14 protein-coding genes and 1 tRNA gene are annotated in these 13,038 nt (G+C 72.8%); 10 read left to right on the top strand and 5 right to left on the bottom strand.

Annotated features, from left to right (window positions below; all coding sequences use genetic code 11):
* The first annotated feature begins 66 nt into the window (after positions 1–66).
* Genes AC2H4J_RS08880 through AC2H4J_RS08850 form a run of 7 tightly spaced genes read left to right on the top strand, consistent with a single transcriptional unit; the run spans position 67 to position 5,848 of the window.
* Positions 67–1,380: an MFS transporter gene (locus tag AC2H4J_RS08880; protein ID WP_487464503.1), complete on the top strand. Its 1,314-nt coding sequence runs from the start codon at positions 67–69 to the stop codon at positions 1,378–1,380.
* On the top strand, positions 1,377–1,775 hold the full coding sequence (locus AC2H4J_RS08875) for a globin (RefSeq protein ID WP_487464502.1): 399 nt from the start codon (positions 1,377–1,379) through the stop codon (positions 1,773–1,775). The genes AC2H4J_RS08880 and AC2H4J_RS08875 overlap by 4 nt, the downstream gene beginning before the upstream one ends.
* Positions 1,772–3,340, top strand: a complete 1,569-nt coding sequence (locus AC2H4J_RS08870; RefSeq protein WP_487464501.1) for a glycoside hydrolase family 13 protein — start codon at positions 1,772–1,774, stop codon at positions 3,338–3,340. Before AC2H4J_RS08875 ends, AC2H4J_RS08870 begins: the two co-directional genes overlap by 4 nt.
* Positions 3,341–3,392: 52 nt before the next feature.
* Positions 3,393–3,956: a biotin transporter BioY gene (locus AC2H4J_RS08865; protein ID WP_487464500.1), complete on the top strand. Its 564-nt coding sequence runs from the start codon at positions 3,393–3,395 to the stop codon at positions 3,954–3,956.
* On the top strand, positions 3,953–4,681 hold the full coding sequence (locus tag AC2H4J_RS08860; RefSeq protein ID WP_487464499.1) for an energy-coupling factor ABC transporter ATP-binding protein: 729 nt from the start codon (positions 3,953–3,955) through the stop codon (positions 4,679–4,681). Before AC2H4J_RS08865 ends, AC2H4J_RS08860 begins: the two co-directional genes overlap by 4 nt.
* A complete protein-coding gene (locus AC2H4J_RS08855) occupies positions 4,678–5,325 on the top strand; it encodes an energy-coupling factor transporter transmembrane component T family protein (protein ID WP_487464498.1) in 648 nt (215 codons plus the stop codon). Before AC2H4J_RS08860 ends, AC2H4J_RS08855 begins: the two co-directional genes overlap by 4 nt.
* Positions 5,315–5,848, top strand: coding sequence for an MOSC domain-containing protein (locus AC2H4J_RS08850; RefSeq protein WP_487464497.1), 534 nt, complete (start codon positions 5,315–5,317; stop codon positions 5,846–5,848). The genes AC2H4J_RS08855 and AC2H4J_RS08850 overlap by 11 nt, the downstream gene beginning before the upstream one ends.
* Here the strand turns inward: AC2H4J_RS08850 and AC2H4J_RS08845 are convergent, their stop codons facing one another.
* From AC2H4J_RS08845 to AC2H4J_RS08830, 4 genes are all read right to left on the bottom strand, one after another.
* Entirely contained in the window at positions 5,849–6,220 is a 372-nt protein-coding gene (locus AC2H4J_RS08845) for a PspC domain-containing protein (RefSeq protein WP_487464496.1), read from the bottom strand. It abuts the gene before it with no gap.
* Positions 6,221–6,295: 75 nt separating this feature from the next.
* A complete protein-coding gene (locus tag AC2H4J_RS08840) occupies positions 6,296–6,709 on the bottom strand; it encodes an acyl-CoA thioesterase (RefSeq protein ID WP_487464495.1) in 414 nt (137 codons plus the stop codon).
* A 67-nt stretch (positions 6,710–6,776) separates the two neighbouring features.
* Positions 6,777–8,447, bottom strand: a complete 1,671-nt coding sequence (ettA, locus tag AC2H4J_RS08835) for an energy-dependent translational throttle protein EttA (RefSeq protein ID WP_487464494.1) — start codon at positions 8,445–8,447, stop codon at positions 6,777–6,779.
* A 101-nt stretch (positions 8,448–8,548) separates the two neighbouring features.
* A complete protein-coding gene (locus tag AC2H4J_RS08830; RefSeq protein ID WP_487464493.1) occupies positions 8,549–9,097 on the bottom strand; it encodes a single-stranded DNA-binding protein in 549 nt (182 codons plus the stop codon).
* Positions 9,098–9,305: 208 nt separating this feature from the next.
* Here AC2H4J_RS08830 and AC2H4J_RS08825 point away from each other — a divergent pair, with 208 nt between their 5' ends.
* The 3 genes from AC2H4J_RS08825 (at position 9,306) to AC2H4J_RS08815 (ending at position 12,263) form a co-directional block, all read left to right on the top strand.
* The gene (locus tag AC2H4J_RS08825) at positions 9,306–10,442 is read left to right on the top strand and encodes a S1C family serine protease (protein ID WP_487464492.1); all 1,137 of its coding nucleotides are present in this window, start codon (positions 9,306–9,308) and stop codon (positions 10,440–10,442) included.
* Between the two features lie 71 nt (positions 10,443–10,513).
* Positions 10,514–10,586, top strand: a tRNA-Arg gene (locus AC2H4J_RS08820).
* 258 nt (positions 10,587–10,844) lie between these two features.
* Positions 10,845–12,263 carry a lytic transglycosylase domain-containing protein gene (locus AC2H4J_RS08815; protein ID WP_487464491.1) on the top strand — a complete coding sequence of 473 codons (1,419 nt, stop codon included), beginning with the start codon at positions 10,845–10,847 and terminating at the stop codon, positions 12,261–12,263.
* Between the two features lie 71 nt (positions 12,264–12,334).
* Here AC2H4J_RS08815 and AC2H4J_RS08810 read toward each other — a convergent pair whose 3' ends face one another.
* On the bottom strand, positions 12,335–12,958 hold the full coding sequence (locus AC2H4J_RS08810) for a hypothetical protein (RefSeq protein WP_487464490.1): 624 nt from the start codon (positions 12,956–12,958) through the stop codon (positions 12,335–12,337).
* Between the last annotated feature and the right edge of the window lie 80 nt (positions 12,959–13,038).

Raw genomic sequence — 13,038 nt, 5'->3', positions numbered from 1 at the left:
GCACCTGGGAGTATTTCCGGTAATGAATCGATCACTGGTCGTGGTCAGCGTCGCCGGAGGGCGGCGGTGAGCGCGTCCGCGCCCGAGGGGACGGCGTCTGCCGACGTCGCGGGGCGGCCGGCGACGTTCCGCGACGTGCTCTCCGTACGCGAGTTCCGGCCGCTGTTCGGCACGTTCCTGCTGTCGACCGCCGGGGACGAGCTGGCCCGTGTCGCGCTCACCGTGCTCGTCTACCAGCGGACGTCGTCCCCGCTGCTGTCCTCCCTCACCTTCGTCATCGGCCACCTGCCCTGGCTGCTCGGCGGGCCGCTGCTGTCCGCGGTGGCCGACCGGTTCCCCCGGCACCGGGTGCTCATCGCCACGGACGTCGCGCGCGCGGGCCTGCTCGGGCTGATGGCGATCCCGGGCACGCCCCTGCCGGTCCTGCTCGCGCTGCTGTTCCTGGTCTCGCTCTGCGCGCCGCCGTTCGAGTCGGCGCGTTCGGCGCTGATCGCCGACGTGCTCGAAGGCGACCGGTACGCGGTCGCCAACTCGCTGACCAACATCACGCTGCAGCTGGCGCAGGTGGTCGGTTTCCTCGCGGCGGGGGCGCTGGTCGTCGCACTGAGCCCCTCGGCCGCACTGCTGATCGACGGCCTGACCTTCGCCCTGTCCGCCGTCTGGCTCGCCCGGGGGCTGGAGCGCCGCCCGGCGCCGACGTCGGAGTCCGGCGACGGCCCGCGCTCGCTGTGGCGGGACACCGGCGACGGTCTCCGGCTCATCGCCCGCTCACCGAGGCTGCTCGCGATCATGGGTGTCCTGTGGGTCGCAACCATGTTCACGACGGCGGCCGAGGGCGTCGCCGCCCCGCTGGTCGAGCAGCTGGGGCACCGCGCCACGGCCATCGGCCTCCTGCTCGCCGCGCATCCCCTCGGGGTGACCATCGGCGGCCTGGTGATCGCCCGGCTCGTGGCGCCGGCGCGTCGCGAGGGCCTGATCGCGCCGCTCGTCGTCCTCTCCCTGGCGCCGGTCCTCGCGGCGGGACTGGTCGCCGTCCTGGCCCGCCCCGGCGAGGTCGCGTTCGCCGTCGTCCTCGTCCTGATGTTCGTATCGGGGCTGGGCACGTCGTGGCTGATCCCGCTGAACGTGAGTTTCGTGCAGGCCGTGCCCTCGGCGTACCGCGGCCGGGCGTTCGGGGTGGCGGTGAGCGGGTTGTACGGCGTGCAGGCCCTCGGGGCCTTCGCAGCGGGTCTCGGCGCGGAGGGGCTGTCGGCCGGCGGCGTCATCGCCGTGTCCGGCGGGCTCGGGCTGGTGCTGGTGGCGCCCGCGCTGGTCGCCTTCCGGCGTACGCAGGGTCACATGGCCGCCGGTACCGCCGCTGAGGGACCATCGACGGCATGAGCGAGTCGAGCCGGTCCCTGCCCTCGGCGCGCACCTTCTACGACGAGGTCGGCGGCGCCCCGGTCTTCTCCGCGCTGGTCGCCCACTTCTACGCCGGCGTCCGCACCGATCCCGTCCTCGTCCCGCTCTACCCCCAGGACGACTGGGACGGCGCCGAGACCCGGCTGCGCACCTTCCTCGAGCAGTACTGGGGCGGCCCGACGACCTACTCCCAGCAGCGCGGCCACCCCCGGCTGCGCATGCGGCACGCCCCCTTCGCCATCGGCACCGCCGAACGCGACGCGTGGCTGCGGCACATGCGCGCGGCGGTCGACTCCCTCGAGCTCTCCCCCGAGCACGACGCCGCGCTCTGGGGATACCTGGAGATGGCCGCCATGAGCATGCAGAACAGATGACGGGCGACACAGCCCTGTCGTGGTGGCGGGACGCCGTCTTCTACCAGATCTACATCCGCAGCTTCGCCGACGGCAACGGTGACGGCGTCGGTGATCTGGCCGGCATCCGCAGCCGGCTGCCCTACCTGGCCGATCTCGGCGTGGACGCCCTCTGGATCACGCCGTTCTACCCGTCGCCGATGGCCGACCACGGCTACGACGTCGCCGACCCGCGCGACGTCGAGCCGGTGTTCGGCGACCTCGCAGAGTTCGACGCGATGCTCGCCGAGGCGCACGCGCTGGGGCTGCGGGTGACCATCGACCTCGTCCCGAACCACAGCTCGCACGACCACGAGTGGTTCCAGGCGGCGCTGGTCGCCGCGCCGGGCTCGCCCGAGCGGGCCCGGTACGTCTTCCGCGACGGCCTCGGCGCCGACGGCAGCGAGCCGCCCAACAACTGGCCGTCGATCTTCGGCGGACCGGCGTGGACGCGGGTGCCCGACGGGCAGTGGTACCTGCACATCTTCGCGCCCGAGCAGCCCGACCTGAACTTCGACAACCCCGAGGTGGTCGCTGACCTCGAGGAGACCATGCGGTTCTGGCTGGACCGCGGGGTGGACGGCTTCCGCATCGACGTGGCCCACGGCATGGCCAAGCCCGAGGGCCTGCCGGATATGGTGCTGCGCGAGGACGTCGGCCTGCTCGACGACCTCGGCGCCGACGACCTCCGGTTCGACCAGGACGGCGTGCACGCGGTGCACCGGCGGATCCGCGCGGTGCTGGACCAGTACCCGGGCCGCATGGCGGTCGGCGAGGTCTGGGTGAGCGACGACGTCCGGCTCGCCGCCTACCTGCGGGACGACGAGCTCCAGCTGGCCTTCAACTTCAAGCTGCTCACCGCCGACTGGGCCGTCGACGACCTCCGGGACGCCGTCGTCGACTCCCTGGCCGCGGTCGCCGACTCGCCGGCCCCGGCCTGCTGGGTGCTGTCCAACCACGACCGCCCCCGGCACGTGACCCGCTACGGCGGCGGACCTATCGGGCTGCGCCGGGCCCGGGCCGCGGCGCTGCTGCAGCTCGCCCTCCCGGGCGCGGCCTATCTCTACAACGGCGACGAGCTCGGCCTGCCCGATGTCGACCTGCCCGACTGGGCGCTGCAGGACCCGATCTGGGAGCGCTCGGGCCGCACCGAGCGCGGCCGGGACGCCTGCCGCGTGCCGGTGCCGTGGTCGGGCAGCGCGCCGTCCTACGGGTTCTCCACGCGGCCGGACACCTGGCTGCCGATGCCGGAGGGCTGGGCCGACCTGACCGCGGAGGCGCAGGCGGGTGATCCTTCGTCGATACAGTCGCTGTACCGAACGGCCCTGGCGCTGCGCTCGTCGTCCCCCGCGGTCACCGGCGAGGCCCTCGAGTGGCTACCGGCACCCGACGGCTGCCTCGCGTTCCGCCGCCCCGGCGGGCTGGTCTGCCTGGTCAACCTCTCGGACGCGCCGATCCCGCTGCCGGAGGGTGAGCTGCTCTTGGCGAGCGAGGAGACGACCGGCGGCACCCTCCCCGCCGATGCCGCGGTGTGGCTGCGGGCCTGACCACCCGGGCGTGACGAGGGCCACCCCGGAGCTTCGGGTAGCTTCCGCCGACATGAAGACCCGCGACCTCGCCCACATCGCGCTCTTCGCCGCGATCACCGCGGTCCTCGGCCTGGTACCGGCCGTCCAGATCGGCCCGGTCCCGATCACGGCGCAGACACTCGGCGTCATGCTCGCGGGCTCCGTGCTCGGCGCCCGCCGCGGGTTCCTGTCGCAGCTGCTGTTCCTGGGCCTCGTCGCGATCGGTCTGCCGGTCCTGCCCGGCGGCGGCGGGGGTCTGGCCGTCTTCGCCGGGGCGACCGCCGGGTACCTGATCAGCTGGCCGTTCGCGGCGTTCGTCGTCGGGCTGCTGACCGAGCGGTTCTGGGCGCGCTACGGCCTGGTCCGGGGCATCGCGGCGAACGTCGTCGGGGGCATCGTGGTCGTCTACGCGATCGGTGTGCCGGTGCTGAAGCTGGTCACCGGTCTGCCCTGGGGCGATGCGATGTGGTTCGGCGCCGCCGTGTTCATCCCCGGCGACCTGGTCAAGGCGGTGCTCGCGGCGGTCATCGCCGTCCAGGTGCGCCGGAGCTACCCGGTGATCGAGCGCCCGCGCCGGGCGGTCGCCGTCCGGTGAGGCTGCGGCGCGAGGCGCCCGCCCCGGAGATCGACGCCTCGCTCGGTGTCGAGCTGCGGGACGTCGGTCACGTCTACGGCGAGCGGGTCGTCCTCTCCGACGTCGATCTGCGGCTGACCGAGCGGCGGATCGGCATCATCGGCGCGAACGGGTCGGGCAAGAGCACTCTCGCGCGGCTGCTCAACGGCCTGGTCCTGCCGACCTCGGGCGTCGTGCGCGTGGACGGCCTGGACACCCGCACCTCCGTGCGCGACGTGCGGCGCCGGGTCGGCTTCGTCTTCCAGGACCCGGACGCCCAGATCGTGCACCCGACGGTGGCCGAGGACGTCGCGTACGGGCTGGAGAACCAGGGCGTGCCGCCGGCGGAGCGGGCCGAGCGGGTGGCCGAGGTGCTGGCCCGCTACGGGCTGGCCGGGCACGCGGACCACCCCGCCCACCTGCTGTCGGGCGGGCAGAAGCAGCTGCTGGCCATCGCCGGCGTGCTGGTGATGCGGCCGGCCCGGATCGTGTTCGACGAGCCGACCACGCTGCTCGACCTGGTCAACACCGGCCGGGTCGCGCGGGTGATCGAGGAGCTGGAGCAGCAGGTCGTCGTCGTCACCCACGATCTCGACCTGCTCGACGGGTTCGACCGGGTCCTGGTCGTGGACGGCGGGCGGGTGGTCGAGGACGGGACGCCGGAGTCGTCGATCGCCGCCTACCGCTCGCTGATGGTGCACCGGTGACCCTCGCCCTCTACGTGCCGCGGGCCGGCGTCGTGCACCGGGCGCCCGCCGGGCTGAAGCTCCTCGTCCTCGCGGGGCTGAGCGTGCTGGTCTTCGCCGTCCCGACGCTGCCCGTGGTGACCGGCGCGCTGGCCACCGTGGTGGCCGTGGCTCTGGTCGCTGCGCGGCTGCCGGCTGCCGTGCTCGTGCGTCAGGCCCGCGCCGTCCTGTGGTGGCTGGTCGCGCTGTTCGTGCTGCACGCGGTGGTCACCGACGTGCTCACCGGCGCGCTGACCGCGCTCCGGCTGCTGACCCTGGTGCTGGCGGCCGCGGTGGTCACCGCGACGACCCGGGTGACCGAGATGGTCGCGTTCGTGGAGCGGGTCTGCGGGCCGCTGCGATGGGTCGGCGTGCGGCCCGCGCGGATCGGGCTGGTGATCGCGATGGCGCTGCGCTTCATCCCGCTGATCAGCGAGCGCGCCGACCGGATCCGCGAGGCCCAGGCGGCCCGGGGCGGATCGGTGCGGGGCCTGCGCGGGCTGGCGACCACGGTGGTGCCGCTGCTCGTGCAGGTGCTGCAGTTGGCGCACACCGTGAGCGAGGCGCTGGACGCGCGCGGGGCCGACGACGTGCCGGTGCACCGGGGAGGTCCCCGTGCAGCCTGAGGGCCGGGTGGTCGAGATCTGGCTGGCCGGAGCGGCGGCCCGGCCGATGCGGCGGGTGGCTGCGGTCGAGGCGGTGGCCGGCCTGGGACTGAGCGGTGACCGCTATGCCCTCGGCGGAGGCACGTGGGCGCGGTATCCCGACCTGGAGAAGCAGGTGACGCTCATCGACCGCGAGGACGTCGCGGCGGTGGCGGCCGACACCGGTTCGGAGCTGGCTCCCGGCGACACCCGCCGCAACCTCGTGACGACCGGCATCGACCTGCCGGCGCTGGTCGGGCGCTGGTTCACTGTGGGAGACGTCCTGCTCTTCGGCATGAAGCGCTGCCCTCCGTGCACGCACCTGGAGAGGCTCACCGGGGTGCGGCTGGTCAAGGCGATGGTGCACCGCGGCGGGATCAACGCGGCGGTGTTCGCCGGCGGCACCGTCCCCGAGGGAGCCGTCGTCCGTCCGGTGTCCGAGGAGGAAGCCGCACGGCGGGGCGCCCCGACCGGTGCCGACCGGCCGGTGCCCCGCGTCGTCTAGCTAGCCGCGCGGCGGCAGCCACCCGGTCGAATAGACCTTCTCGTGGGCCTGCTTCGCGAGGCGGTCGAGCGCGTCGAGCCGCCCGGGCTGCTGGTCCTCGGCCCGCGGAGCGGGCGGCATGAGCACCCACAGGAGCAGGTACACCAGGACGCCGGCCCCGCCGGCGAGGGTGATCCCGACGAACCCGGCCCGCCACACGAGGCTGTCGATGCCGGTGTGCTCGGCCAGGCCGCCGCACACGCCGGCGACCATCTTGTCGGTGGTGCTGCGGCGCAGGGGCGGCCGGACGGGAGCCGCCGGCGGAGGGGTGAGCGGCTCCTGGCCCGAGTCCCTGTCGAGGAACGGTGGGCCGGGCAGTGAGCTGGATGTCATGGGACGAGCCTGGCGCGGCGGGCCGGCCGGGACCACGGCGGAAGGTCCCGAAGTCCCCTCGTCGGAAGGCTCTCGTCAGGCGGCCGGCTCGTCGGTCCAGCGGAGCAGGAACTCCTTCTCCTCCGGCGTGATGCGGCGGGGCCGGTTCAGGGCGAAGTCGAAGGGCACCAGCATGGTCTGGCCGGTGGCGGCGAGCTGCCCCTGGTCGAAGGCCTCGTAGTGGCAGAGGAATGACGCGGCTCGGATGGTCGACACCCAGATCTGGATCTCCAGGGGCTGGGCGTCGTACAGCACCGGCCGCTTGTAGGTGATCTCGTGCGAGTGGACGACGAGGCCACGGCGCATGCCGGTCTTCTCGTCGTGCGTGGGGTGCTCGAAGAACAGGCTGACGCGCGCCATCTCGAAGTAGCCGAGGAACGCGACGTTGTTGATGTGCTGGTAGGCGTCCATGTCCGACCAGCGCATGGGGACCTGCACGGTGTGCCTCACGGCCGACACCCTGCCGTACGGCCGCCGGGGATGCGCTGTGACCTCCAGCGCATCCCCGGTCGCCCGGTCAGTCCCGCGAAAGCTTGCGGTAGGTCGCCCGGTGCGGCCGGGTGGCCTCCTGACCCAGCCGCTCGACCTTGTTCTTCTCGTAGTCGGCGAAGTTGCCCTCGAACCAGAACCACTTCGAGTCGCCCTCGTAGGCGAGGATGTGCGTCGCGACCCGGTCGAGGAACCACCGGTCGTGGCTCACGACGACCGCGCAGCCGGGAAACTCCAGCAGCGCGCTCTCCAGGCTGGTCAGCGTCTCGACGTCGAGGTCGTTGGTCGGCTCGTCGAGCAGCAGCAGGTTGCCGCCCTGCTTCAACGTCAAGGCGAGGTTGAGACGATTCCGCTCACCACCGGACAGCACGCCGGCCGGCTTCTGCTGATCCGGGCCCTTGAACCCGAACGCCGCGACATACGCCCGCGAGGGCATCTCGACGTTACCGACCTTGATGTGGTCGAGCCCGTCGGAGACGACATCCCACAGCGTCTTCTTGGGGTCGATGCCGCTGCGGTTCTGCTCGACGTAGGAGAGCTTCACGGTCTCGCCGACCTTGATCTCGCCCTCGTCGGGCTTCTCCTCGCCGACCAGCATCTTGAACAGCGTGGTCTTGCCGGCGCCGTTGGGGCCGACGACACCGACGATGCCGTTGCGCGGCAGGGTGAACGACAGGTCGTCGATCAGCACGCGGTCACCGAAGCCCTTGGTCAGGTTCTTCGTCTCGACGACGACGCTGCCCAGCCGCGGGCCCGGCGGGATCTGGATCTCCTCGAAGTCGAGCTTGCGGAACTTGTCGGCTTCGGCGGCCATCTCCTCGTAGCGGGCGAGACGGGCCTTGCTCTTCGCCTGCCGCGCCTTGGCGCCCGAGCGGACCCACTCCAGCTCCTCCTTGAGCCGCTTGGCGCGCTTGGCGTCCTTCGCACCCTCGACCTGCAGGCGGGCGGCCTTGGTCTCGAGGTAGGTGGAGTAGTTGCCCTCGTAGGGGTAGGCGCGGCCCCGGTCGAGCTCGAGGATCCACTGCGCGACGTTGTCCAGGAAGTACCGGTCGTGGGTGACCGCGACGACGGTGCCGGCGTACTTCTCCAGGTGCTGCTCCAGCCACGCGACGCTCTCGGCGTCGAGGTGGTTGGTGGGCTCGTCGAGCAGCAGCAGGTCCGGCGCCTCGAGCAGCAGCTTGCACAGCGCCACGCGGCGGCGCTCACCACCGGAGAGGACGGTGACGTCGGCGTCGCCGGGCGGGCAGCGCAGCGCGTCCATGGCCTGCTCGATGCGGGCGTCGAGCTCCCAGCCGTCGTGCTGCTCGATGACCTCCATGAGCTCGCCCTGCTCGGCCAGCAGCGCGTCGAAGTCGGCGTCGGGCTCCCCCATCGCCGCACTGACCTCCTCGAAGCGGGTCAGCGCGTCGCGCAGCGGCTTGACCGCCTCCTCGACGTTGCCGCGCACGTCGAGCTTCTCGTTCAGCGGCGGCTCCTGCAGCAGGATGCCGACCGTCGCCTCCGGCGCGAGCGTCGCCTCACCGTTGGAGGGCTGCTGCATGCCGGCCATGATCTGGAGCACGGTCGACTTTCCGGCGCCGTTGGGGCCGACGACGCCGATCTTGGCGCCGGGCAGGAACGACAGGGTGACGTTGTCGAGGATCACCTTGTCACCGTGCGCCTTGCGCGCGCGGACCATCGTGTAGATGTACTGAGCCACTGGGCTTCGAAGCCTTCCGTCGTCTTGCGAGCGGGGGCGGGGCCGCCGGTCGCGGCCCCACCCCGTGCGTTCTCACCTCCGATCCTCCCAGCCGCGGGCAACTAGACGCGCGCCGGTTCCGGGGAGGAGTTCTCGGAGTCCAGCACGTACAACGGTTCGGACCCCGTGCCGTAGTCCTCGCTGGTGGAGCCGTCGGCCAGCTCCTCGGCGAGTTCGCGGGCCATCTGCTCGTCCTCGGCTGTCGGCTGCGGCTCATCCACGGCGGAGTCCTGGCCGGCGGCCGTCGGGCGGGCCGGCTGAGCACGCTTGAAGACGGACGTACCGCGCGCGAGGTCGGGGCCGACCGTGAACGCCCTGATCCGGGGAGTGCTCCGCCGGCCGTTCTCGGTCTCCCAGCTGTCGGTGCGCAGCGCACCCCGCACGATCACCGGGTCGCCCTTGCTCACGCTGGCCGAGACGTTGCTGCTCAGGTTGTTCCAGCACTCGATGTCGACCCAGAAGGTGCCGCCGTCGACGAACTCCTGCCGGGCCGGGTCGAACCGCCGCGACGTGGACGCCATGCGGAAGTTCGTCACCGCGCCGTTCTTGAGGCTGACTCGTCGCGGGGATTCGACGACGTTGCCGACGACGGTGACCAGGGTGTCGTTCATGGTGCTCCTCGGATCTGGGGCGCCGTGCGGCGCGGCCGGCTCGCTGCCGGTTGTCGACGACCCTCGCGTCCACGGCCGTCCCGATGGATGCTCCGGAGCAATCTGTGGACGGTCTCGCGCCCTGTGGACAGTGCGGTCCCGAGCGTTCACAGCGAACTCCGGGTGGAAGCCCAGCCGCCTCTCTCGAAGGGCGCCTTTGCTGGTAGCCGTGACCGAGACAGAGATGACGCCGGCCGTCGTCCCGCAGCCCCGCCGGACCGGCCGGATGGTGGGAGGAGTCCTGGGCTCCCTCGGCATCGGAGCCGCGGCAGTGCTCGGCGTCCAGGCGGCGGCGACGCCGACGACCGTCGTCGGCCACGCCTCGCCGGCGCAGGGCGGATCCGCGCCGGCCTCCTTCGTGCCCGGCTACCGACCGGGCACCCCCGGCGGGACCCTCGGTGGCACGTCCACGACGGCCACCGCCGCCCAGCAGGTCGGGATCGTGGAGATCACCACCGTGCTCCGGTACCAGAGCGCCGAGGCCGCCGGCACCGGGATGGTGCTGACGCCGGACGGCGAGATCCTCACCAACAACCACGTGGTCCAGGGCGCCACCAGCATCCGCGTGACGATCTCGCGCACGGGCGCGACGTACACGGCGACCGTCGTCGGCACCGACCCGACCGACGACGTCGCGGTGCTCCAGCTGTCGCACGCCTCCGGACTGCAGACGGCGAGGGTCTCCGCCACCGACGCGACGGTCGGCGAGTCGGTGACCGGGGTCGGGAACGCCGGCGGAACCGGCACGCTCACCGCCGCGGCGGGCACGGTGACTGCACTGGACCAGTCGATCACCGCCTCCGACGAGACCGGCGGCACCAGCGAACAGCTCAGCGGGCTGATCGAGATCGATGCGGCGATCCAGGCCGGCGACTCCGGCGGCCCGCTGTACGGCGCCGACGGGGCGATCATCGGGATGGACACGGCAGCGTCGTCCGGCGGCCCCGCCGACGCGTACGCGATCCCGATCGACACGGCACAGGCGATCGCCCACCAGATCGAGTCCGGTGCCGACAACGCCAGGATCCATCAGGGCACCCCGGCCTTCCTCGGGGTGTCGATGACGGACGGCCCCACCGGGGCGACCGTGGCCGGCGTCCTCTCCGGCACGGCGGCCGAGACCGCGGGGCTGGCGGCAGGCGACGTCATCACGTCGGTCGACGGTGCCGGGATCGCCTCCGCCGACGACCTGAGCACCGCGCTCGCCGGCCACGAGCCCGGCGACCGGGTGACCGTCACCTGGACGACCCCCGACGGCGCGGCGCACTCGGCCACCGTTTCCCTCGGCGTGGGGCCGGCCGACTGACCCGGCGCGTTCCCCCGCAGGGGTGCAGCTGGGATTCCGGCGGCCGGCCGGATGCGATGATCGGGCGTCGAGCGCCCGTAGCTCAGTGGATAGAGCAGGTGCCTTCTAAGCACTTGGTCGCAGGTTCGATCCCTGCCGGGCGCGCCGTGTGATGTCCCGAGACATCCGCACAGCCCGGACCGACGATCCGTCGGTCCGGGCTGCTGCGTGTCGGGGGTCCGGAGGGACGGCCACGGAATCGAGCGGCTGGGGTCCCCGCAACCGACGAGCCGAAGGCCGCGTGACCATTTCGGATCGGGATCGTTTGAACAGGTGAGGTTCGTGCGCCTTACCGACGGGTAGACGCGGCTGACCGGTAGCGGGGGTAACACATAACTACCAGTCCGAGGAGTGCGGCTCTCGATGGTTCTGATCGATCATCCCCAGCAGCAGGACGGCCCCCCGGACGGCACTCCCCCGGCGCAACAGCCAGGCGGCCGGCACGCCGCCCCCACGGATCGGAGCGCGTCCCGGTTCAAGCGTCGCCACCGCTGGCCGGTGCTGGCCGCCGTCGCCGCGCTGGGCGTCCTCGTCGTCCCCCCGCCGTCGCCCCAGCACCTGCACGGCGACGTCGCCGAGGCGGCCGACACCTCCCAGGACACGTCCCCGCTCGGCGCGGCCGCCACCATCTCCTTCCTCTCCTCGGGCGCCCCGACCGGCGCGATCGTGCTGCCCACCGCACCCGCGCAGGGGGGTGACGCCGCGCCCATCGCCCCCACGGTCATCAGCGGCCTCGCCGCCAACGGCATCCCCAACGTCGCGCTCAACGCCTACCGCGTCGCGGCGACCCGGATGACCAACTCCTCGCCCGACTGCGGCATCGACTGGTCGCTGCTCGCCGGGATCGGCCGCGTCGAGTCCAACCACGGCCGCTTCGGTGGCGCCACGCTCAACCCCGACGGCACCTCGACGCCGAAGATCATGGGTCCGCCGCTCAACGGGGTCTCGTTCGCGTTCATCCGTGACACCGACGGCGGGTCGTTCGACGGCGACAGCACTTACGACCGGGCCGTGGGGCCGATGCAGTTCATCCCCTCCACCTGGCGGGCCTACGGCGCCGACGCCGACGGGTCCGGCTCGGCCGACCCGTTCAACATCAACGACGCCGCCCTCGCCGCGGCCCACTACCTGTGCGTCGCCGGCGGCAATCTGCGCACCGACGCCGGCCAGCGCAAGGCCGTCATGGCCTACAACCACTCCGACAGCTACGTGAACGAGGTGCTCGCCCTCGCCCGCGCCTACGCCAGCGGCATCCCGGTGGCCGACATCCCGCTCGTCGGCAACACGACCGCACCCGTCCCGGCTCCCGGGGCCTTCGGCACCGCGCGGTACGCCAACGGGCCGGCCAACCCGGCACCGCCCATGGGCGCACGCGACATGACCCCCGCCAACGGGCCCACGACCGGTGCCAGCGCCGACGGCGGCCAGCAGCCGACGTCCGGCGGCGCCCCCGCCGCCGACAACTCGGCCGGCACGCCGCCGGCCACGAACGGCACCAACGACACGGGGACGACGCCACCTCCCGGCCAGCCCCCGGCGCCGGCCCCTGCGCCCGGCAACCCGGCGCCCCAGCCGAACAACGGTCCCGCCCCGGCTGCGCCCGCGGCTCCGGCGCCCCTGCCGGTTCCGGTGCCGGCCCCGGCGCCGCTCCCGGTGCCCGTCCCGGCCCCCGCTCCCGCGCCGGTTCCCCCGCCGCCGGCGCTCATCCCTGGGCAGACCTGCACCACCCTCGACCCGATCACCCACCTCAAGCTGCTCGAGGATCTGCCGCTCTGCCCGTAGCGACATGACGACGGCGGCCCCTCCGATCGCATCGATCGGAGGGGCCGCCGTCTGCGGTCAGCTGACCGCGGTCAGCGCGGGCCGCCCGTGCGCTGGGAACCGGTGAACACGAAGGTCAGGTCGCTCGACGCGCCCTGGAAGACGCCGGCGGTCGCGCTGGACGGCAGCGCGGCGGTCAGCTTCAGGTGGTCGGTCGCACCCGCGGCGAGAGCGGCGCTGGCGGCCAGCGGCGCGCTGCTGACGAGGATCGGAGAAGTGAAGTAGCTGCGCACCGTGCCGGAGCAGGTGGGTACTGCGGCACCGGTGGTCCAGGCCACCGAACAGGACTCCACGGTCAGCTGCAGGCCGTTCACCTTGTCCTGGTCGAGCACGCTGGAGGACGTCGCCGCAGAGGTCAGCGTGACCGCGGCCAACGGCGTCGTCCCGTCGTTGACCAGGTCGACCAGGGCGCTGCGCGAGTCGCCGGCGAGCATCATCCCGCCGGAGAAGGGCACGGCCGCCCCGACCGGCGAGCTGACGTCGATGGAGACGACGCCGCTGTCGACCTTCGTGCCGACCGGGCTGGTGCTGTCGGTGAACTGCCCGAACGTGCCGAGACCGGCAACCGCGACGGCGGCGCCGACGACGCTGAGCGCGCCGACGATCTTCAGTCCGGTGCGACGACGCGTCGTCGTCGTGGTGTCGATGGTGGTCACGGTGGTGCTCCCCGAGCTTGTGCCGGGCAGCCGTTCTGCCTGGCGACGCCCCCACGCTGCGCCCCGATCCGCAGGCCGCC

This window comes from Blastococcus sp. OS1-29, from assembly GCF_057628075.1.
Note: the sequence above shows the minus strand (reverse complement) of the source record. Positions and strands in the feature narration are given on the sequence as shown.